The following is a 20,419-nucleotide window of genomic DNA, read 5'->3' as shown; positions in this document are numbered from 1 at the left end:
AATACCGGCGCGAACGGCCGTTGCGGTGGAGTGTTAAAACGGTCGCGAAACGGTGCCAAAGCGCGCGCGACGCTACAAACAGAGCGGGGTGAGGGGCGACGCAACAGAAGACGCCACAGGCATCATCGAATTCAGTGCGAAGGGGGTGCGGATTGACGTCAGAGCGTCATCAGCAATTGCAACTGGTGCTCGGTCTCAGTGCCTTTGACTAGTGCATAGAATCGCGTCTCCCGACGCTCGATCGCTGAAAGACCTTCGGCGGTGGAGAAGACATTCCATACGACGCCTTCAATACTTGCAAAATTTCCGTGCGTCCGCGCAAAAGCACGCAGCAGCGGACTGGCGTCACGACGAAGAACTAGACGTTCCACATTCAACACATAGGGTGACCAGCCGCCGCGAAGGACCAGGTAATACGGTATCGAGCTGCGATTGATTTTCATGAGCGGTGCTGTTTCGTCCGTGATCGTCGCCATGCGGTCAATTTTTCGATGCCAGCGTGCCGGGTGTCAGCCAGGCTGGCGACAGCCGGACAGTGAGGCTCAAATGCGCTTCAATACGATACGGTTCCGAATCGATCCAACACCACGCAGGGCTGATGGAGAGTACATCGCTCATGCGAGGATCATCACGTTTCTTGTGGGCGAACGTGAGAGTTACGCGCCAGCGACGATCTCGCCGGTTTCGATGCGCGTGACGACGCGGTTGCATATGCGACCAGATGGCCCGAAGTGTGGCTGACTGCTCAGTTCGGCTGATGGAAAAAGATCGGTAGCGCAGCCTTCGGCATGAACCCGGAACATCGCGCAGCGTTACCGTCTCAGGTGCTTCATCTCCTGGGCCTCCATCGCCGCATGTCGCTCTTCACTTGCGGATACGGATTCCATCGCTTCGTCGACCGAGGCCAATGCGTACTCGCAGGCCAGTTTTGCTTCTTCGACGTCAGCCTCCGGCTCTTCATCGTCGTTGGGAGGAGGGTCGAGCATGTCCCGGAGCATCGTCGTGAGCTCCACGGTGTCCCATAGTTCGCCTTTTTGCATTTTCCTCTTTATGTAGTGACGGATTTCCGAATCCTGTTCGAGCGTGAGCGGAAGGTGCCGAAAGGTGCTGTTCGGGTTAGCGTCGATCATGATGTTGCTCCCAAGTCATGCGAGGTTAGTGCCGCCAGCGCAGATCCTGATCGCTGCACTGACGCGCAATCGAATGCCCGGACGTGCGCAACAAATTTCTAGCTGCGGAAGCTCGAATCTCGGATTCGCTCCAGGCGAGTCAAAAGTTCATTCATTTGGAGTTCGAGCACCCGATTTCGCTCGAATTGTGTACGCAGTTTCTTGAGCCTAGCCCGCCAATACGCCGGATCGTTCACTGACGATCTGTTGACGAAGGCATGTTGCGTTTGCTCAAGCAGTCCAATCGCTCTCCTGATATGGGCCAGCTCGAGCTCGACGTTGCAGTACCAGCTCATGATTACCACCTTCCATTTATGATTTGAAATCCCGGTTCTCTGTGCTGCGAGAGCGCGTGGCGAATTCCTGACTCGCGTGGCGACGAATCGTAAGGCGGCCTCATCCCTTCCAATCGCAGATGCGGGGCAAGTGACGTGAAAGGGGCGGCGATACGTGCGGGAGCGGGGGGGCGGAGGTAAGGCGAGCAATCAAACGGCTAACATGCGCTCGGACGAACCCATCATACGCGCATCCACCATTGCGTAGCGACCTAATTTAGCCGCGACTGTGAAGCGCTGCGCAGCGTGGGATCCGCATCGTCTGACCGTCGTCTGTCGCTTTCGGGGCGCAGACGGTCGGGGTCCTGAGAAGAGGGTCGACGCGTTCGTTGTCGCGCGTGGTTCGAGTTCCTGATCGTGGGCTGTCCAGGTACGGCGCGAAGCACGAGCGATGATAAGGACCGCTCATGCTGCGCGGACGTATGCCGCTTGCGCGAGCGCGGTCAGACATGCTCCCGAAGGTAGCGGATGCACGTCATCCGGAGACTGGCCCGATTAGCGAGTGCGTCTCGTGGCGCGCGTGCTTTCGACATGCCAACGAGTGGTTCTGAACACGCAGCGGCGCCGACCGGACGGACTGATTTCGCGATCTGAAGCGAGGCCTCACCTATCCATATCCGGTCGCGCCACTCGCATTTCGCGCGATGGATGGCAAGCCATGCTTGAAGCGATTCGACGAGCTGAAACGGTGACAGCCACTCGAGAGTCTGCCTTTTCTTGACGAGTTGCAGGACAACGAGGAAATAGAGCAAGTCCACGTACTTTGTCTGGATGCGCATGTCTCTTCCGCTCGTCGATGTCCAGGTATGTCTGCCTTCGGATCAATCCCGGATGCTGAGCGCTTTTTCGATCGCGGCGATCAGCTTGAAGGCATCGTCCCGTCCGATCAGAAGACCGCGGCTGGTGTACTCGCATCCGAAAGCATAAAAGCTCGGCCGCAGCGTCACCATATTCTTTTGCTGATCGAAATCGACTTCGCATTTCGTCAGCGGGAAAAACGGAGATTCCTCGGTCTGCATGGCGTACACGGCATCCTCCTAGTACATCTTGCGGGGCGGCATCAGGCGTTTCGTCCGCAGGCGTTGGCGGGCAACGGCACTGGCTTTCTTTCGCTTTCGCTCCGTCGTGGGTTTTTCATAGCTGGTACGACTGCGCAACTCCCGGATCAGGCCGGTTTTTTCGATGTCTCGCCGGAATCGACGGAGTGCGACATCGATCGGTTCGTTGGCCTTGAGCGTGACAGTTGTCATGTAGATCCTGTTTGGGAACGTGTGGGTAGAAAGTTAGCCGAGCCGTGTCATGACGGCGCTCGCTATCTCATCGGACTCGAACTCCGAATATCCGGCCCGGATCGAAAGCGCGCGAACCGCCGCGAACATCTGCAACTCGTGTTGATGGCTTAGCGCCGAATCGGCCATTCCAGCGGGCAGGATGGTGTCGTCCGGGGTGACCTTGCATCGTCTGACCAGATCGAGAATCTCGTCGATGATCATTTTGCCCTCCAAATTTCCGATACGTCGCACAGCCACGGCGAGTCGCGTCAGAGTGCGTTCGAAAAGAATCCGTGTGTTTCGCGATTGTCGTCGATGATGGCCTCGGCATAGCGCAGCGATGCGCGACGTGCGTCTCCGGAGGTATCGAACGGCGTGCCATCGTGAAGCCGGAAAGTCTTGCTCTGCGTCAGCGTGTCACCGGTTCCGCGACGACAAATCTTGACTGCTGCGTCGAAGCCTCCATCGTAGTTATGCGCGCTGCCGTTCGGCACCGCCACGTGAGGGTAAATCAGTGGATAGATTTCGAATCCACGGTAGGTACATAGGCTCATGATGAGCTCCTGGTATTCGGCTGCCACGAATCGCGTGGACGAGTGCATTCCGTCTGTATCGCCGTTGCGTGGCGCGACGAGGGGTGAGGGGAACAACCGCGCGCGGGAGAAGGGGTGGCGCAGCGAGTGGGGCAGATGGAGGGCGAGGAGGCGGAAGATCGATACCTGCCCGGACAAGACGATCATACGCCAATCGCTCATCGGATGCCCATCTCAATTCCGGCTGTGTAGCGATGTGTCGAGATCGCGTTACCCGATAGGGGTGCCGTTGCCGGCGCGCGTGACGGCCATCCGGTTCGCTATTGCGGCACGGGTGAGCGTCGCTTCTCGCGAGACTCCGCGAGAAGCGGCGCCTTGGGCGGCACCCAGTTCAATGCGGTGCCGAGCTTCGGCAGCACCAGGGCGCTTTTTTTGGAGGGCGCCTTGGGTTGGTTGCCGCGGAGTTGAATTCGGGTCATGCAGGTTCTCCTGCTGTAGAGCGATGCTGCGAATGGGCCTCGTGCAATTCAAACGATGATCGCGAGCGATTGCATGCGCGCGTCGTATCGGACGCACGCATAGCCAACGTCCGGATGCCAAACGGACGGGACCGCCTCAGATTGAAACGACAACCTGGTGCGGTGGTTCGAAGCGCTGCGGCTGCCAGTCGTCGACGGATGCCGACGGCTGGCGACGCTCAAAGCGAGGTGATGTTCGAAGCCTGCAGACCCTTGGGGCCGCTCTTGGTTTCGTAGCTGACCTTCTGACCCTCGGCGAGCGTCTTGAAGCCGTCGCCGCGAATCTCCGAGAAATGAGCGAACAGGTCGTCGCCACCCTTGTCGGGTGTGATAAAGCCGAAGCCTTTGCTGTCGTTGAACCATTTGACGGTACCGGTATCCATGTTAAATCTCCTGAAAATGAACGTGCATATGCGCCGCAACGGACGCGGGGAAAGGAATCAAGGAGGGGAGAGGACAACGAATACCGCGGGTCGCGGTCGATGATGAGCAGCAATCGCGCTTCTTGAATACTTCTTCGACCCAAGTTACGCGCTGTCAAGGAGTACGTCAAGCGATTTCGACCGAGGGCTTCGATCCATGCTGCAATAGCAATCTACGGAGCAGCCCGGTGCATTGCCGAACTGCCGGAAAATACTAAGATTTCCGAAGGAAATGTCACATAGAGGCATGCTGACATTCGGGCTGGCGAAAGAAGGACTTCACCAGTGTCGGCAGCTTCTGGACTTGCAAGACGTCAACACGGCCACCGATATGCTATCTGTTAGGCGATACCGCTCATCGAATGGCCGTTCAAGGCGGGAAGTTGCCGTAGCATTCGCGCGAGCCGAAGGTCGGCAAAGGGCGCGTCCCGCCGTTCGTGGCGAGGCGGTTGAACCGAACCGCGCCGGGAATCGTGGAGGCTGGTTGGTTTAAGTTAATGCAGGCTCGTCAGCGGTATTTCCGAGTTGCCTGTAGTGGTTTGCCTCAGCCCCGGCGGCCGGGATATAGCCGAGCGGCTCCATCAGCCGATGATCTTTCTACAATTTCGTGCGCAACAGTTCGCCGGACTCGACGGCACGCCCGACACCGATGCAATTCACACAGTCTCTCGCCGCATTCAACGAAGTGATATGCGAAGTCAGGCCGCACGTCGTGCTTGTTCTCGGTCTTGGACTATGAGACGAGCTGCCCGGAGAACGAGGCGGATGGGCGCGAGGCAGAGGGCTGGAAGTCACGATGCCCGCCAATCGGCGGAAACTCTGCATCTGGACGGGATACGCCGAACGCTCGCCGGAGCGTCACCCCTTTGCATGCTTTCCCGTCGCGCATCCATCGAGTCGAGGTTTTGCCGCCAGCGCTGGCGAGACAGGATGGCTAGTGCAAAGGACGTCATTGCGGCCGGGACATAGGCACACATGCGCCGAAAAGGTTGCCTGCCCGTCGACCTGGGCGGAGCATCCCTGCGTCGCCCGGCTTCAAACAGGTTCGAGCGAACCGGTGCACTGATCGTCCAAACCACGAATCCTCCCGACCGGACGACAAACCGGAATTCGTCTGATAATGCGATCGGCGATCCACGCGAACGAGCCGTGCAATCTGCGGGCATTGCGCCGAACCGTTGCACCGGTAACCGGATGGCGGAATCCGTTCACGCCATCGCCCCGATCGTATCGTGAGCCTTCACGATCGGGCAACGAAACGGCGTCAGGCCCCCCTAGTCGTTCGGAATGTGCCCAGCGCCGTTCAAATCCCCACCGGACGCCCGCGCAACGCGGCGCCGCAAACAGGAGATGAACGATGATCACGCTGACCGTCAACGGTAGCGAACAGCATTTCGACGGCAATCCCGACATGCCGTTGCTCTGGTATCTGCGCGACGTGCTCGGCAACACGGGCACCAAGTTCGGCTGCGGGATGGCGCTGTGCGGCGCGTGCACGGTGCACCTCGACGGCGTGGCGATCCGCTCGTGCATCACGCCGGTCGCGGTCGCATCCGGCAAGCGCGTGACGACGATCGAAGGGTTGTCGACCGATCTCACCCATCCGCTGCAGCAAGCGTGGCAGGAGCTGAACGTCGCGCAATGCGGCTACTGTCAGTCCGGCCAGATCATGCAGGCCGCGTCGCTGCTGAAAACGAATCCTCATCCGAGCGACGCCGACATCGACGACGCGATGTCCGGCAACATCTGCCGCTGCGGCACCTATACGCGGATCCGCGCGGCGATCCGGCTGGCGGTGCGCCGTGGAGGTGCCGCATGAACGCACCGGAACTCTCGGTTCACAACGAAAGCCGCCGCGCGTTGCTGCTCGGCTTCGCATCCGGCGGGCTGTTGCTAGCCTTCGGCGTGCCGTCGCTCACGCAAGCGGCCGCACCGGTTCAGCCGCCGGTCAGCCCGAATCCGCAGTACGGCGGCACGGGCATGCCGCACGGATTGCGCGACGATCCGCACCTGTTCGTTGCGATCGCACCGGACGGCACTGTGACGGTGACCTGCATCCGCTCCGAGATGGGGCAGGGCGTGCGCACGAGCGTCGCGCTCGTGGTCGCCGATGAACTGGGCGCGGACTGGGCGCGCGTGAGGGTCGCGCAGGCAGTCGGCGACGAGCCGCGCTACGGCAATCAGAACACCGACGGTTCGCGCAGCCTGCGTCAGAGTTTCGCCGCGCTGCGCCGCGCGGGCGCGGCGGCGCGCACGATGCTCGAGCAGGCTGCCGCGGCGACGTGGGGCGTCGACGCGCGTCAGGTGAAGGCGACGGTGCACGAGGTCGTCGATACGCAGAGCGGGCGCACACTGGGTTTCGGCGAACTGGCCGCGAAAGCCGCCGCACTGCCGGTGCCCGATCCGAAAACCGTGCCATTGAAAGCGCCGGCCGAATTCCGCTACATCGGCAAGGGCGAGACGGCATTGATCGACGGCCGCGACATCGTCGGCGGCCGCGCGCACTACGGCATCGACACGCGGCTCGACGGCATGCTGTACGCGGTCGTCGCGCGCCCGCCCGCGTATGGCGATACGGTTGCGTCGTTCGATGCGTCGGCCGCCGAGAAGCTGCCGGGTGTCGTCAAGGTCGTGCAGCTCGCGTCGACGCCGCTGCCGTCCGGTTTCCAGCCGCTCGGCGGCGTGGCCGTGGTCGCGCGCGACACGTGGACGGCCATTCAGGCGCGCGCGCAACTGAAGATCGACTGGAAGCGCGGGCCGAACGCGGGCTACGACTCGGTCGCATACCGCAAGACGCTCGAGGCGGCCGCCGCGCAGCCGGGCGACGTAATCCGCAACGATGGCAATGCCGCTACGGCGCTCGCGAGCGCCACAAAACGGGTGCGCGCGACGTACTACATTCCACATCTCGCCCACGCGACGATGGAGCCGCCGGCCGCCGTCGCGCGCGTGGCCGGCGGGCGCTGCGAAGTATGGACCTGCACGCAGGCGCCGCAGACCACACGCGACGAGATCGCGAAGGCGCTTGGCCTGTCGACCGAGTACGTGACGGTCAACGTGACGCTGCTCGGCGGCGGCTTCGGTCGCAAGTCGAAGCCGGACTACGTGGTGGAAGCGGCGTTGTTGTCGAAGGCGGCGGGTGCGCCGGTCAAGCTGACGTTCACGCGCGAGGACGACATCGCGCACGACTATTTCCATGCTGTGTCGCTGGAGGTGTTCGACGGCGGCCTCGATGCGGCGGGGAAGGTGGTCGCGTGGCAGCATCGCACGGTCGCGCCGTCGATCCAGTCGACGTTCAGGGCCGGCGTCGTGCACGAGCAGCCGGGCGAACTCGCGCAAGGCGTCGCGGACCTGCCGTTTGCCATCCCGAACGTACGGATCGAGAACCCGGCCGCGGAAGCGCACACACGGATCGGCTGGTTTCGTTCGGTGTACAACATTCCGCACGCGTTCGGGATTCAGAGCTTCGTGTCGGAACTCGCGCACGCGGCCGGTCGCGACCCGAAGGATTTTCTGCTCGAACTGATCGGCCCCGCGCGACGTTTCGAGCCGCACATCACGGTGAAGAACGTGAACTATGGCGAGGACCCGGCGCTGTATCCGGTCGATACCGGGCGGTTGCGACGCGTGATTGAAACGGTCGCGCGCGAAGCCGGCTGGGGACGCAAGTTGCCCGAAGGGCACGGGCTCGGGCTCGCCGCGCACCGCAGCTTCGCGTCGTACACGGCGGCCGTGTGCGAAGTGCAGGTCGGCGCGGCCGGCGCGATTTTCGTGCCGCGCGTCGACATTGCGATCGACTGCGGGCCGCAGGTCAACCCGGAGCGCGTGTGCTCGCAGCTCGAAGGTGCGGTGGTGATGGGGCTCGGCCTCGCGCTGCACGGCGAGATCACGTTCAAGGACGGACAGCCGGAGCAGAGCAACTTCAACGGCTTCCAGGTGCTCCGAATGAACGAGGCGCCGCGTGAAATCCGCGTGCACCTGGTCGCGCCGGACGACTACGCAACGCCGCTCGGCGGCGTGGGCGAGCCGGGCCTGCCGCCGATCGCGCCGGCGCTGACCAACGCCATCTTCGCGGCCACCGGCACGCGCATCCGCAGCCTGCCGGTCGCGGACCAGCTTTCGAAGTCGAAAGCCGGTTGAGGCGCGATCGTGCGCCGGACTGCAACGGTCCGGCGCACGCAACGGATTCCGGCGCTCGCGCGCCGCGCGTCGATCGATGCGAAGGTTCACGCATTGTCGTTTTAGAACGACCGTGCTAAATTTCCGCCAGCACTTGCAGTCACCGACCCAATCATCCGGTTCCGGCAACCGTAGCCAACGGGTGCGCCGGCGCACCGCCCGACAGGAGACAGACGTGATGGAGCATGCATCGATCAAGCGCACGCGGATCGACCGGACGGAGCATGGGCGGCCGTCGGCAATGCGGGCCACGCGGAGGGCGTCACGATGAGCCTGTTGATGTCGCGTCGGGATCTCGCGTTTCTGCTGTACGACTGGCTCGATGCCGGAGCGCTCGCCGCGCTGCCGCGCTATGCGGAGCACAGCCGCGAGACGTTCGATGCAGTGCTCGACACGAGCGAGCGAATCGCTGCCGACCTGTTCGCGCCGCATGCGGCGCGCGGCGATCGCGAGGAGCCGCGGTTCGACGGCGAGCGCGTGACACTGATTCCCGAAGTCGCGCCGGCCGTGCGGGCTTTCGCGGATGCCGGCCTGATCGCGGCCGGCCAGGACGAAGCCTTCGGCGGGATGCGGTTGCCGAAGCTCGTCGAAGCCGCGTCGTTCCTGTTCTTTCAGGCCGCTAACATCGCGACCGCCGCGTATCCGTTCCTCACCGTCGCGAATGCGAACCTGCTGCTCGCGCACGGCAGCCCCGAGCAGATCGACGCGTTCGCGCGTCCCGAGCTGGAAGGGCGCTTCTTCGGCACGATGTGCCTGTCCGAACCGCAAGCTGGCTCGTCGTTGTCCGACATCGTCACGCGTGCGGATTTCGAATGCGACGCTCCGCTCGGCCCACGCTACCGGATCACCGGCAACAAGATGTGGATTTCCGGCGGCGAGCACGAACTGGCGGAGAACATCGTTCACCTCGTGCTCGCGAAGATTCCCGACGAACACGGCAAACTCCAGCCTGGCACGCGCGGCATTTCGCTGTTCATCGTCCCCAAGTATTTGCCGGGCGACGACGGCGCCGCTCGCGGCGAGCACAACGACGTGGTGCTCGCCGGGTTGAACCACAAGATGGGTTATCGCGGCACGACCAACTGTCTGCTGAACTTCGGCGAAGGCACGCGCCATCGTCCGCAGGGGCGCGCCGGTGCGATCGGCTATCTGGTCGGCAAGCCGAATCACGGTCTCGCCTGCATGTTCCACATGATGAACGAGGCGCGCATCGGCGTCGGCGCGGGCGCGGTGGCGCTCGGCTACACCGGTTACCTGCACGCGCTCGACTATGCGCGCAACCGGCCGCAGGGCCGTCCGCTCGGACCGTCCGGCAAGGACGCGGCCGCGCCGCAGGCGCCGATCGTCGCGCATCCGGACGTGCGGCGCATGCTGCTCGCGCAGAAGGCATACGTCGAGGGCGGGCTCGCGCTGATCCTGTACTGCGCGCGGCTGGTCGACGAAGCGCGTGCACATGCCGACGCGGCAGTGCGCGCCGATGCCGCGCGGCTGCTCGACATCCTGACGCCGATCGCGAAAAGCTGGCCGTCGCAGTGGTGCGTCGCGGCCAACGATCTTGCGATCCAGGTGCACGGCGGCTATGGCTACACGCGCGACTATCCGGTCGAGCGGTTCTATCGCGACAATCGTCTCAACCCGATCCACGAAGGCACGCACGGCATCCAGGCGCTCGACCTGCTGGGCCGCAAGGTCGTGCAGGACGACGGGGCGCTGCTGCAGGCGCTCGACGAGCGCATCGGCATGACCGTCGAACGCGCGCGGGCCACGGGCGGCGAGATGCGCACACAGGCCGATGCGCTCGCGCAGCGCTGGACGCGGCTCGTCGACGTCACGCGTGCATTGGCTGCGCTCGGCGATCCGCAGGTACGGCTGGCGAACGCGAGCGTCTATCTCGAGGCGTTCGGTCATCTCGTCGTTGCGTGGCTGTGGCTCGACGTGACGCTTGCCGCGCACGGGCGCGACGACGATTTCCACGATGGCAAGCGTGCGGCCGCACGCTATTTCTTTCGCTGGGAGCTGCCGAAGGTGGATGCGCAGCTCGATCTGCTGGCGAGCGTCGATACGACGACGCTCGACATGCGCGACGCGTGGTTCTGAGCGTCGCGATGCACGGATGACGGTGCCGCGATGCAGGCCGCGGTGCCGGCGTTGCGAACCGATCGCGCGGGTGCGTCCCGCAGCCATATCGATGCGCGGCCACGCCGCGCGAGGAGAGACGAGAACATGAAAGCCCTTTTGTGTACCGCATTCGGCCCGATCGACCGCCTGCGTATCGACGATGTCGCGATTCCCGAGCCGGCTGCGGGCCAGGTGCGGATTCGCGTGAAGGCGGCGTCGCTGAATTTTCCCGATGCGCTGATCGTGCAGGGGCTGTACCAGGTGAAGCCGGCGCTGCCATTCTCGCCCGGTGCGGAATTCGCGGGCGTGATCGACGCGGTCGGCGACGGCGTGGGCCAGTGGCGACCCGGAGACGAAGTGGTTGCATTCACGGGCCACGGCGGCTTCGCCGAGCAATGCGTGGCCGACGTGCACCAGATCGCGGCGCTGCCGCCAGGGATGACCTTCGAGCAGGGTGCGGCACTCGTGCTGGCCTACGGCACGTCGCTGCATGCGCTGCAGCAGCGTGCGCGCCTGCAGCAGGGCGAGACGCTGCTCGTGCTGGGTGCGGCGGGCGGCGTCGGGCTGGCCGCGATCGAGATCGCGAAGGCGCTGGGTGCGCGCGTGATCGCGGCCGCATCGAGCGCGGAGAAACTCGCGCTGTGCCGCGAGGCCGGCGCCGACGACACGATCGACTATGCGACGGAAGACCTGCGGCGCCGCGTCGACGAACTGACCGGCGGACGCGGCGCGGATGTCGTCTACGATCCGGTTGGCGGCGCGTACAGCGAGGCGGCGCTGCGCGCGACCGCATGGCGCGGCCGGTTCCTCGTGGTCGGTTTTGCTGCCGGCGAGATTCCGAAGATCGCGCTGAACCTCGTGCTGCTCAAGGAGCGTGACATTCTCGGTGTGTTCTGGGGCGACGCGGTGCGTCGCGACCCGGCGCAGCACGTGGCGAACATGCGGCAGCTCGCGCAATGGTTCGCTGCCGGCAAGGTACGGCCCGCGATCACCGAGCGCGTGCCGCTCGCCGGCGCGGCCGATGCGATCGCGCGGATCGCGAACCGACGGGTCAAGGGCAAGGTGGTGATTCTGCCGGACGCGTGATTCGCGCCGGATCAGGCGCGCGGCGGCAGTCTGACGGCTTGCCGTCGCCGTTCGGTGTTTTTTGCGTGACGTTATCGGAGTCGTTGAGCATGCAACCACTATCGCATCTGCAACCTGCCGCCGCGAAATCGCTCGATGCGTGGCACGCGATGATCGAACACAAGGACTTCGGCGCGTTGCACACGATCGTTCATCCGGACGCCGTGTTCCGCTCGCCGATGGCATTCAAGCCGTATGGGCCGGCACCCGCGCTGCTGCTGGCGCTGCGCACGGTGATCACGATCCTCGAGAACTTTGAATACCACCGCCAGTTCGCCGGCGATGGCGGCACGAGCGTCGTGCTGGAATTCAGCGCGACGGTCGGCGACAAGCGGCTGAAGGGCATCGACATGATCCGCTTCGACGACGATGGGCGGATCGTCGAGTTCGAGGTGATGATTCGCCCGTTCAATGCGCTGCAGGCGCTTGGCGCCGAAATGGGCGCGAGGCTCGGGCAGCAGCTTCCGGCGTTCAAGGTCGGCGGGTGAGCGGCGGTTGCCGGCTGCGTTCGTGCCGATCCGCGCGCGTCAGTGATTCCTGATCCTGACGTTGTAGCCGGCATCCTCGAACGCGACGACGAATTCCTCGGGGAACAGCCACGATTCGATCTTCACGTGCGACGTGGCGCGATCGATCTCGACCTTTGCGTCAGGGTCGACGCGCCAGATTTCATGTTCGACCGCGCGGGCGGTCTCGTCATCGAGCGAGTGGTCCAGTACGAATTCCATGATCGGTTTCCTTTTCGGGCGGTGGCGATCGTGACGGCACGAACGGCCGGTCGATACACGATGCCGACGAAGCTGCCGGGATCGGACAGCATGTGTTGAAGATACCCGCGATTGCATCGGACGATAAGCAGGCAAGCGCGTGACGCACTGTCGCTTGTCGGGCAACGAATCCGGTGACGGTGTGTGCGGACTACGAACGACTTGTCGAAAAAACGGGCGCATGAAGCAAGCACCGTTCCGCCAGGTCGACGCTGCGTCACGCATCGAGGGCCGCGACCGCATCGGCCGCGATCATCGCGAGGTGATTCGCGGGCCGCGGTCGCCCGGTCGGACGAAACACGGCTTCGCCCTGAGCGATTGCGCGACCTGAATACGCGCATCGGCCGTCCCGCCGCGCGAGCGCACGCCGCCATTTCTGTTCGCCGTAGTGCAGGCGGCCACTTTCGACCCAGCGCACGAGCAGCGATTCGTGCGACCACTCGAGCAGCGTGACCTGAATCACGCTGCGCCCGGGTGCCGATGCACGCGGCGCAATCCCGACGGAAGAGAGAATCAGCATGATTGGTGGCCTCAAGGGTGAACGGTTCGGGACCGGTTCGCGTCGCGCAGCGACGAGCGGTGCTGCGTCGGCTGCCCGACGAGACACCAGGAGTCGTTAGTTATATTGAATGTCATTGCGAGCCTCCTGCCGGCCAACGACGATCGCGTCGGCCGGGATCGATCGGGGCCGCGCGATGACGCGGCCGGTGCGGGCTTCACTGACGGACGGGCGTCGAGATGAACGATTGCCGCGGATTGCCGGAATGCCCAGTGTAAGAGCGCAGGCCTCGAGGCCGGAAGGCGTGCCGCGCAGAACACGGTGTTGCCCGATATCGAACACTGGTGCGTGTGCATGCGGGAGCGGGGCCGCACCATCACGGATGCGCATTCCGCGGCGCGTTGTTTGCCGCCGCGTGTCGCGCCGGACGCAGCGTGACCGTGCAGGTCGTCCCCGCCGCGAGGAAGCGGTCGGGCGGCACGCCGTCCAGCCGGATGCGGACCGGCACGCGCTGCGCAAGCCGTACCCACGTGAAGATCGGGTTGACGTCGGCGAGCAGCGTGGAGCCGGCCGGATTGTCGCGATCGCTGATGCCGCGCGCGACGCTTTCGACATGCCCGGTCAGCGACGGGCCACCCGCGAGCAGCCGGATTTCCGCCGGATCGCCGACGTGTACCTGCGGCAGCTTGGTTTCCTCGAAATAGCCGTAAACCCAGTACGAATGCGCGTCGATCAGCGCGAGGCGCGCGACACCCGCGGTCGCATAGTCGCCCGGGTACAGGTTCAGGTTCGTGATGTAGCCGTCGACCGGCGCGCGGATTTCGCTGCGCGCGAGATTCAGGCGCGCGACGTCGCGCGTGGCGAGCGCCGCATCGTAGTTGGCCTGCGCCTGCCGCGCGGCCGACCCGGCGTCCTCGCGCACTTCGGCCGAGATCACCGCGCTGTCGAGCTGCGCGCGGCGCGACGCCTGCTGCCGGCGCATGTCGAGCTCGGCCTTGCGCAGGGCAACCTGCGCGTCGGATTGCGCGAGCGCATAGCGAAAGCGCTCGGCATCGATGCGAAACAGCACGTCGCCGCGATGGACCTGCTGATTGTCGGCAACCCGCACGTCGGTCACGATGCCCGATACGTCGGGCGCAATATTGATGACCTTGGCGCGAACGCGGCCATCGCGCGTCCATGGCGCATACATGTAGCGATTCCACAGCGCGTGGGCGAGCAGCACGGCAGCGACGAACAGCAGGAGGGTGACCGCCACGCGGAAAGAGGTTTGGGCACGCATGTTGACTCGGTACGAAAGGGATGATCCATCAACCGGCCAGCAGCAGGCCGACGCCGCAGAACAGGCACAAGAACACGGACACGCGGAACAACGCCGGATGCCACACGTGCCGGTAGAGTCCGGCGCGCGCGAATACGCGGTCGACGATCCAGAATGCGACGCCGCAGCCGACGAGCACGGGCAGAAGTCCGGGCACCAGCAACGAAGCGAACGGAAATTCAGCGAACATCGGACGCTCCTTGCGGCGGCCGGGCGACTTCGTCGCCCGTCGGTTCGACACCGCCGCCAAGCGCTGCCATCAGTTGCGCCCAAGCGTCGAGACGCGCGGCGCGTACGTTCGCTAGCGCCTGCTGCGCCTGCAGCAGTTCCGTTTGGGTCGACAGCACGTTCAGGTAATCCGTGAGCCCCGCGCGATAACCCTGTGTCGCATAGTCGAACGCACGTTGCGCGGACGCGTTCGCGGCCGCAATGTCGACCTGCTGTTGCGCGAGCGACTGCAGCGACACGACCTGGTCGGCGACGTCGCGAAACGCCGCGAGGACGGCCTCGTTGTAGGTCTCGACCGCGAGGTCGTAGTCGGCGACCGCGACGCCGTAACGGCCCTGGCGCGCGCCGCCGTCGAAGATCGGTAGCGAAACGGCTGCGCCGAAGCCGTGCGTCATCGCATCGTTGTTGATGAACGTGAAGAAGCCGCCGAATGCCGCGGACGCGAGCCCCGCGCTCGCGATCAGGTCGATGTTCGGATAGAAGTCGGCGTGCGCGGCGTGAATCCCCTTGGCCATCGCTTCGACGCGCCAGCGCGCGGCGCTGATGTCGGGCCGATGGCCGACGAGGTCGGCCGGCAGGTTCGCGGGCAGCGCCACCGGCACGTCGAGCCGCAGCGCGGGGCGCGTCGGTGCCGCGCCGGCGCCAGGCCCGCGTCCGGTGAGGACGGCCAGTTCGTTGCGCAGCACCGCGATCTGCCGGTCGAGCTCTTCGATCTGCGCGCGGGTCGTGGCGACCTGCGTATTCGCCTGCGTGATCTCGAAGCGGCTCGCGAGCCCCGCCCGATAGCGGTGTTCGATGATGGCGACGACGTCCTGCTGGCGCTTGCGCGTCGCGAGCGCGACGTCTCGCTGGTCGAACGTCTTCGCGAACGTGACGTAGGTGCGCACGACCGCCGTCTCGAGCGTCAGGCGTGCCACGCGCGCATCGGCCGCGGCTGCCAGCGTGCTGTCGAGCGCGCCTTCGCGTTCCGCGCGATGCTTGCCCCAAAGGTCGAGCGGGTAGCCGAGGTCGGTGCCGACCGAGTTGTTCCAGACCGTGTTGCCGCCGGGCGGGCTCGGACTGGCGAACCGCGCAAAGCGCGTGCGGCCGAAATCGCCGCTCGCGGACACGCTCGGGTAGCGCGACGCGCCGGCGATGCGCGCGAGCTCGGCGTAGCGATCGATACGCGCCTGCGCGACACGCAGCGCGGGGCTGCCGGCCACGGCATCGGCGACGAGCGTGTCGAGCTGCGAATCGCGCCACGCGCGCCACCAGTCGTCGTGCGGCCACGATGCTTGCGACGCGGAGGCTGGCAGCCCGCTTGCGACCGTGGCCGCATCGACGAGCGTTGCCCGCGGCGCGATGCCGCCGGTTTGTGCGCACGCGCCGAGCCATAGCACGGCGAGCGCCGCGATGCCGCGCGCGGCGCGGGGATGAAGCGAGCCTGCCGCGGCGCGGCGCTTGGGATTACGCGCGGGCATCATTGGGCGCAATGGATGGCGTGGACGAAGCCGGCCCGCGTTGCAGCGGGACGAGGTTGCATTGCAGCGATACGAGAATGAAACGGACGCAGTCGGTGAGGCGCTGCGCCACATCGGAAGCAAGCGGCGATGCGGCGGTGAGCGCGTCGCGGGCCGCGCGTTCGGCATCGTGCAGCGCGGCAGGCGACGGCGAGTCGAACAGGCGCGAGACCGACGCACACAGCGCGCGTTCATGCGTGCGCCACGTGCTGTCTGGCAGTTCGGCGGCGCCGGCCGTGCGAAGGTCGACGATGTTGCGGCCGATCTCGAGCGACGCGAAACTCCACGCGAACAACGCCTGCCGACCGAGGTGGCCGGTCGCCGGGCGGGCGGCGATCTGCAGCATGAAGTCGCGCATGCCGGCGTCGAAGCGCGGCATCAGGCCGTCGAGCTCGCCGAAACACGCATCGACCGACACGAGGCGCCGCAGCGCGTCGAGATAGCGGCCCGTTGCCCAGTTGCCCGCATATGGCGCGACGACCGAAAAGGCGAGCGACGCAGTCGCGATGCCGAGAATCGACGAGAAGCCGGCATCGAGCGTCGCGGCGGGGGCGTAGACACCGGGATTGGTGATGTTGGTCAGGAAGCAGAAGTAGATGTTGAAGCCGAGACCGAATGCGGCCGTCTTCGGAAACGAATTCAGGTACGAGCCAACCGCGACGAATAGCGCGAACGCGGCGGCTAGCGGCGCGAAACCGTCCATGTCCGGCAACAGCAGGAAATTGAACGCGATGCTCGCGAGCCACGCGACCGTGCAGCCGAGCGCGACCTGGCGCGTCGCCGCGGCCGGCGCCGGCATGATCGAGTAGAGCGCGCTGGCGATCGTTGCGGATACCACGGCACCGGCCGCGCCGGTCCAGCCCGATGCGATCCAGAACAGCGACACCGCCGACACCGCGACGATCGCACGCAGCCCTGCGGCGGCTGACACCATGCGGTTCGCGGAGGTGGCGATTCGCACGGGCGTCCGGGTTCGCTCCGTGTCGGCCGAGGCCGGAGCCGCGACCGAAGCCGGCTGCCGCCGGATCGCGACGAAGTCCGCGAGGTAAGCGCGCAAGCTGTCGAGCGCCTGACGAAGCAGCGACAGGCCGGTGAGCGCCTCGCGCGCGTTGCGCGCATCAGGAGCAGGTGCCGGCGCGCGGCTGTCAGGCAGCCGGGCGAAGGCCTGATCGAGCGCGTCGACGAGTTGTTCGACGGCCCGCAGATCGAACGCGCGTGCGGGATCGTCCGGCGGCAGCACCCGCGCGACGTCGTCGCATGCGGCCGACAGCACGCCGGCGGCATGGCGATCGTCGCCGTGCTGGATGCGTACGCGATACTGATGCAGCGCATGAAAGCGCGCGCCGGCATCGAGTAACTGTCCGGCCATGCGCGTCATGATGCCGTTGCGTGCGCGCAGGTCGGGATCCTCGAATACCGCCGCGCTGCGCAGATTCTCGAGTTGCGCACGCGCGGCGAGGAGCCGCAGGTAGCGGCGGCTCTGTTCGTCGGTCGGCAGGTTCTGTGTGAGCGCGGCACGCACGAAGCCGATGAAGTCCGCATAGTGGTCTTCGCCGGTCTTCATCAGCATCGCGCGGACGTGGCGCGGCAGGATCAGCGCGCTGACGACGCCGGCCGACAGGATGCCGATCGATACTTCGCCGAGTCCGGTGACGACGTTGGCGATGATGTCGTAAGGCCGGTCGATCGACGGGATTGCGGCGATGCAGGTCGCGTAGCCTGCGAGCACGAAGCCGTACGACTGATAGTTCCGGAAGTACGCGGCGCCCCATGTGCAGCAGCCGATCCACAGCACGAGCGCGCCGAGGAACAGCACGCGCTCCTGCGGGAATGCGCCGATCACCACGATCGCGGCGAGGTTGCCGACCAGCATGCCGACGCCGCGGTAGAAACCGCGCGCCATCACCATCCCGCTGTGCTGATGCATCATCAGGATCACGACGGTCACCATCGCGGTGCGCGGCGCCGTCAGTTCCAGCCGCATCGATACGCCCATCGCGAGCACGACGGCGACGACTGTCTTCGCGACATGGATCAGACGTGCGCCGTCGGTGCGCCCGTATTCGCGGCTCATGTCGAGCAGCGTGTACGCGAGCTGCGCCGCACGGAACGGCTTCGTTAGCGTGGGTTTGGTCGGTGGCATGGCGTGGCGGGCGGACGGATCCGGCAGGACGGGTTCGACGGGATGGCGCGCGATGCGCACGGCGGCGCCGCGCCGCGGGCCGGTCGCCGTCGGAAGACGGTACGAAAGTCGCGTCCGGAACGGTAGTCGGCGCACGGGAAACACGCGGTTCCGACGATGGAAACGTGCATCGCGTCAGGCCGAATCCGCGGCCAGCGTGTCGGCATGCAGCGCGGTGTCCGGGCGGGCCGGCCACGGCGGATCGAGCAGCGCGATGCGCACGTGCTCGATGAACAGTTTCAGCTTGTTGCTCGCATACGGATTGCGCGGATAGACCGCATAGATCACCTCGTCCTGCGGCGGGTCGTCGGCGAGCACGCGTACCAGCCGTCCGTCGCGCAGGTCTTCGTCGACGATGTAGCGCGGCAGCATCGCGATGCCGATGCCTTGCGCGGCGGCATCGCGCAGCGTATCGCCGTTGTTCGACAGGAACACGCTGCCCGGGTTGATCGTGCGCGGCTTGCCGAACCCGCCCGGCGTGGCGAACGTCCAGGTGGCCGACGGCGCCGTGTGGCTGTAGTTCACGCACCGGTGCGCGAGCAGCGCGTCGATCGACGCCGGTTCGCCGTGCGCCGCGAGATAGCCTGGACTGCAGACGACCACGCGTTCGCACGCGGCGACGCGGCGCGCGATGAGCGTGCTGTCGGGCAGCCGTGCGGAGCGCAGCGCGACGTCGAAGCGCTCGACTTCGAGGTTCACTGTGCGATCGTCAGTCTCGAGCGTGACGCGCAACTGCGGATGCGCGGCGGCGAACTTGGCGATCGCCGGCCCGAGCCAGCGGCGCGTGAGGCTCACCGGCGACGTGATGCGCAGTTCGCCGCACAGCCCGTGCGAGCGTTCGGCGATTTCCTCGGCGACGTCGACGAGCCGGCGCATCGATTCCGACGCGGCGCGATAGAAGGTCAAGCCGGCTTCGGTCGGCGTCACGTTGCGCGTGGAGCGCATCAGCAACTGGACGCCGAGCGTGCGCTCGAGGTCGCTGATGCGTTTGCTGACGACGGATTTCGACAGGCCGAGCCGGCGCGCGGATTCGGTGATGCTTTGCCGCTCGACGGCGAAGAGGAAGGCCTGGATATCGTCTATGTTCAGGGATTTCATGATGCAGTCCGAATGTCGTCGGGCGTGAGTCGGGCGCGGCCGCGCGCGGTGCGTCCGGGCTGCCGGCGGCGATCGACGGAAAAGGCCGCGGTCCCCGTCGTCCCGGTGCGTGCGAATCGTGCGACTAAAGCGCGGCGTGCGGCGGCAGCGGCCGCAACACGATCGGGCGGTTCGGGAGCGGGGTGGTTCACGCGGGCCTGATGCCGTGGGAAGTCGGGATGGCTTCAAGCGTAGTGGAAGGTGTCACGTGTCGATAGACGGGCCGGATTGTCCTCAGTGTTCCGTGCGTGGAACGATCGATGCACGCCGCCGTGGCGGCGGTGCGCTGGCCGGCGCGCGTCAGGCGATCTGCGTGAGGCGATAGGCGTCGGCCTTCTCGACGGCGTTCCAGTCACGGAACCGGAACGCGATGCCGGGCTCTTGCCGGGACGGCGCGACGAGCTCCGCGAGCCGGGTCCGCAGGCGCGCCTCGTGGCTGGCCTTCGCGGACAGCACGGCGACGGTGTGCGGTCTCGTCATCTTCGTTTTCCTCGATTTCGTGCGCGGACAGGGCTGCGATGGGGACGCATCGGTTCACGCATGCGCGGCCAGGCGTCCGGGGCCGGCGGCGATCAGGATCATGAAACCGCCGATGATGCTGATGTGTTCGAGAAAGCCGGTCAGCATCAGCGTGCGCTGGTTGCCTTGCTGGTTCCAGAAGTCGTAGAACACCACCGCGGTCGCGAGCGTGAAGACCGCGAGCAGCAGCGACGCGAGGGTCGTCTGGAAGCCGACCATGATCGCGACGCCGCAGGCGAGCTGGACGATGATCGTGCTCGCGAGCGCGACACGTGGCAGCGGCAGGTTCTTCGCACGGACCTCGTCGAGCCCGTGCTGGAAGAACAGGAATTTGTTGATTCCGCTCAGCACAAACATCAGTGCGATGAAGAAGCGGCCTGCGAACAGCAGATAGTCGTCCATGACGCGTTCGTATTCGGTATCGGTCGGAGGAAAGGCGTCGACGCAACGTGGCGTCATGGCCGCACCCGCGCCGGAACGGACGGATGCAGCCTCGGCAGGCAACGGCATCCGCCGTCGCGAATCAGCTCTTGTCGTACGAGAACTGGATGCCGGCGGTGCCGCCGGTCTGGATGAACAGGTCGATGAACGCGGGGA

At 65.6% G+C, this 20,419-nt stretch carries 23 protein-coding genes and 2 pseudogenes; 6 read left to right on the top strand and 19 right to left on the bottom strand.

Translation table 11 applies throughout. The annotated features are described in order from the left end of the window. Positions 1-158: 158 nt before the first annotated feature. On the bottom strand, positions 159-443 hold the full coding sequence (locus DIE13_RS31450) for a hypothetical protein (RefSeq protein WP_124830881.1): 285 nt from the start codon (positions 441-443) through the stop codon (positions 159-161). 37 nt (positions 444-480) lie between these two features. Next, on the bottom strand, positions 481-618 hold the full coding sequence (locus DIE13_RS33085) for a hypothetical protein (protein WP_175751198.1): 138 nt from the start codon (positions 616-618) through the stop codon (positions 481-483). Here DIE13_RS33085 and DIE13_RS33625 point away from each other — a divergent pair. Continuing rightward, positions 562-758 (top strand): annotated as a pseudogene (locus DIE13_RS33625) (hypothetical protein). The gene DIE13_RS33085 and the pseudogene DIE13_RS33625 sit on opposite strands and share 57 nt — an antisense overlap. Positions 759-812: 54 nt before the next feature. On the opposite strand, the gene DIE13_RS31440 reads toward DIE13_RS33625, so the two are convergent. The 7 genes from DIE13_RS31440 to DIE13_RS31410 all read right to left on the bottom strand — a co-directional run bounded on the left by DIE13_RS31440 (position 813) and on the right by DIE13_RS31410 (position 4,209). After that, positions 813-1,130: a hypothetical protein gene (locus tag DIE13_RS31440; RefSeq protein WP_124830877.1), complete on the bottom strand. Its 318-nt coding sequence runs from the start codon at positions 1,128-1,130 to the stop codon at positions 813-815. Positions 1,131-2,325: 1,195 nt separating this feature from the next. Beyond that, positions 2,326-2,523 (bottom strand): hypothetical protein, encoded by a 198-nt coding sequence (locus DIE13_RS31430; RefSeq protein ID WP_124830880.1) that lies wholly within the window; start codon positions 2,521-2,523, stop codon positions 2,326-2,328. Between the two features lie 18 nt (positions 2,524-2,541). Further along, positions 2,542-2,754 carry a 30S ribosomal protein S21 gene (gene rpsU, locus DIE13_RS31425; protein ID WP_124830875.1) on the bottom strand — a complete coding sequence of 71 codons (213 nt, stop codon included), beginning with the start codon at positions 2,752-2,754 and terminating at the stop codon, positions 2,542-2,544. Between the two features lie 33 nt (positions 2,755-2,787). Next, a complete protein-coding gene (locus DIE13_RS31420; protein WP_124830874.1) occupies positions 2,788-2,997 on the bottom strand; it encodes a hypothetical protein in 210 nt (69 codons plus the stop codon). A gap of 47 nt (positions 2,998-3,044) precedes the next feature. Continuing rightward, positions 3,045-3,329 (bottom strand): hypothetical protein, encoded by a 285-nt coding sequence (locus tag DIE13_RS31415; RefSeq protein WP_124830879.1) that lies wholly within the window; start codon positions 3,327-3,329, stop codon positions 3,045-3,047. Between the two features lie 299 nt (positions 3,330-3,628). Next, complete coding sequence (locus tag DIE13_RS33080; protein ID WP_175751197.1) at positions 3,629-3,787, bottom strand: hypothetical protein; 159 nt, start codon at positions 3,785-3,787, stop codon at positions 3,629-3,631. Between the two features lie 218 nt (positions 3,788-4,005). Then, positions 4,006-4,209 (bottom strand): cold-shock protein, encoded by a 204-nt coding sequence (locus DIE13_RS31410; RefSeq protein WP_124830873.1) that lies wholly within the window; start codon positions 4,207-4,209, stop codon positions 4,006-4,008. 1,396 nt (positions 4,210-5,605) lie between these two features. On the opposite strand from DIE13_RS31410, the gene DIE13_RS31405 reads away from it, so the two are divergent. From DIE13_RS31405 to DIE13_RS31385, 5 genes are all read left to right on the top strand, one after another. After that, complete coding sequence (locus tag DIE13_RS31405; protein ID WP_124830872.1) at positions 5,606-6,067, top strand: (2Fe-2S)-binding protein; 462 nt, start codon at positions 5,606-5,608, stop codon at positions 6,065-6,067. Beyond that, positions 6,064-8,388, top strand: coding sequence for a xanthine dehydrogenase family protein molybdopterin-binding subunit (locus DIE13_RS31400; RefSeq protein ID WP_124830871.1), 2,325 nt, complete (start codon positions 6,064-6,066; stop codon positions 8,386-8,388). Before DIE13_RS31405 ends, DIE13_RS31400 begins: the two co-directional genes overlap by 4 nt. Before the next feature lie 306 nt (positions 8,389-8,694). Continuing rightward, positions 8,695-10,524 (top strand): acyl-CoA dehydrogenase, encoded by a 1,830-nt coding sequence (locus DIE13_RS31395; RefSeq protein WP_124830870.1) that lies wholly within the window; start codon positions 8,695-8,697, stop codon positions 10,522-10,524. A 126-nt stretch (positions 10,525-10,650) separates the two neighbouring features. After that, positions 10,651-11,631: an NADPH:quinone oxidoreductase family protein gene (locus DIE13_RS31390; protein ID WP_124830869.1), complete on the top strand. Its 981-nt coding sequence runs from the start codon at positions 10,651-10,653 to the stop codon at positions 11,629-11,631. 89 nt (positions 11,632-11,720) lie between these two features. After that, on the top strand, positions 11,721-12,158 hold the full coding sequence (locus DIE13_RS31385) for a nuclear transport factor 2 family protein (RefSeq protein WP_124830868.1): 438 nt from the start codon (positions 11,721-11,723) through the stop codon (positions 12,156-12,158). A gap of 39 nt (positions 12,159-12,197) precedes the next feature. Here the strand turns inward: DIE13_RS31385 and DIE13_RS31380 are convergent, their stop codons facing one another. The 10 genes and pseudogenes from DIE13_RS31380 to DIE13_RS33620 form a co-directional block, all read right to left on the bottom strand. Then, a complete protein-coding gene (locus tag DIE13_RS31380) occupies positions 12,198-12,398 on the bottom strand; it encodes a hypothetical protein (RefSeq protein WP_124830867.1) in 201 nt (66 codons plus the stop codon). A gap of 256 nt (positions 12,399-12,654) precedes the next feature. Next, positions 12,655-12,957: a DUF3331 domain-containing protein gene (locus DIE13_RS31375; RefSeq protein WP_124830866.1), complete on the bottom strand. Its 303-nt coding sequence runs from the start codon at positions 12,955-12,957 to the stop codon at positions 12,655-12,657. Between the two features lie 355 nt (positions 12,958-13,312). Then, positions 13,313-14,218 carry an HlyD family secretion protein gene (locus DIE13_RS31370; RefSeq protein ID WP_124830865.1) on the bottom strand — a complete coding sequence of 302 codons (906 nt, stop codon included), beginning with the start codon at positions 14,216-14,218 and terminating at the stop codon, positions 13,313-13,315. Positions 14,219-14,246: 28 nt separating this feature from the next. Then, entirely contained in the window at positions 14,247-14,447 is a 201-nt protein-coding gene (locus tag DIE13_RS31365; RefSeq protein WP_124830864.1) for a DUF1656 domain-containing protein, read from the bottom strand. Further along, on the bottom strand, positions 14,437-15,948 hold the full coding sequence (locus DIE13_RS31360) for an efflux transporter outer membrane subunit (RefSeq protein WP_124830863.1): 1,512 nt from the start codon (positions 15,946-15,948) through the stop codon (positions 14,437-14,439). Before DIE13_RS31360 ends, DIE13_RS31365 begins: the two co-directional genes overlap by 11 nt. Further along, positions 15,932-18,127, bottom strand: a complete 2,196-nt coding sequence (locus DIE13_RS31355) for an FUSC family protein (protein WP_124830862.1) — start codon at positions 18,125-18,127, stop codon at positions 15,932-15,934. The genes DIE13_RS31360 and DIE13_RS31355 overlap by 17 nt, the downstream gene beginning before the upstream one ends. Positions 18,128-18,301: 174 nt before the next feature. Beyond that, positions 18,302-19,255: a LysR family transcriptional regulator gene (locus DIE13_RS31350; RefSeq protein WP_124830878.1), complete on the bottom strand. Its 954-nt coding sequence runs from the start codon at positions 19,253-19,255 to the stop codon at positions 18,302-18,304. 348 nt (positions 19,256-19,603) lie between these two features. Then, positions 19,604-19,783, bottom strand: a complete 180-nt coding sequence (locus DIE13_RS31345) for a hypothetical protein (protein WP_124830861.1) — start codon at positions 19,781-19,783, stop codon at positions 19,604-19,606. 54 nt (positions 19,784-19,837) lie between these two features. Beyond that, positions 19,838-20,224 carry a DoxX family protein gene (locus tag DIE13_RS31340; protein ID WP_124830860.1) on the bottom strand — a complete coding sequence of 129 codons (387 nt, stop codon included), beginning with the start codon at positions 20,222-20,224 and terminating at the stop codon, positions 19,838-19,840. 121 nt (positions 20,225-20,345) lie between these two features. Beyond that, positions 20,346-20,419: pseudogene (locus DIE13_RS33620) on the bottom strand (hydrolase); the annotation flags it as partial.

The sequence above is a fragment of the Burkholderia sp. Bp9016 genome, from assembly GCF_003857765.1.
Taxonomy (GTDB): domain Bacteria; phylum Pseudomonadota; class Gammaproteobacteria; order Burkholderiales; family Burkholderiaceae; genus Burkholderia.
The sequence above is the reverse complement of the archived record's forward strand: the minus strand, read 5'-3'. Positions and strand labels throughout refer to the sequence as shown.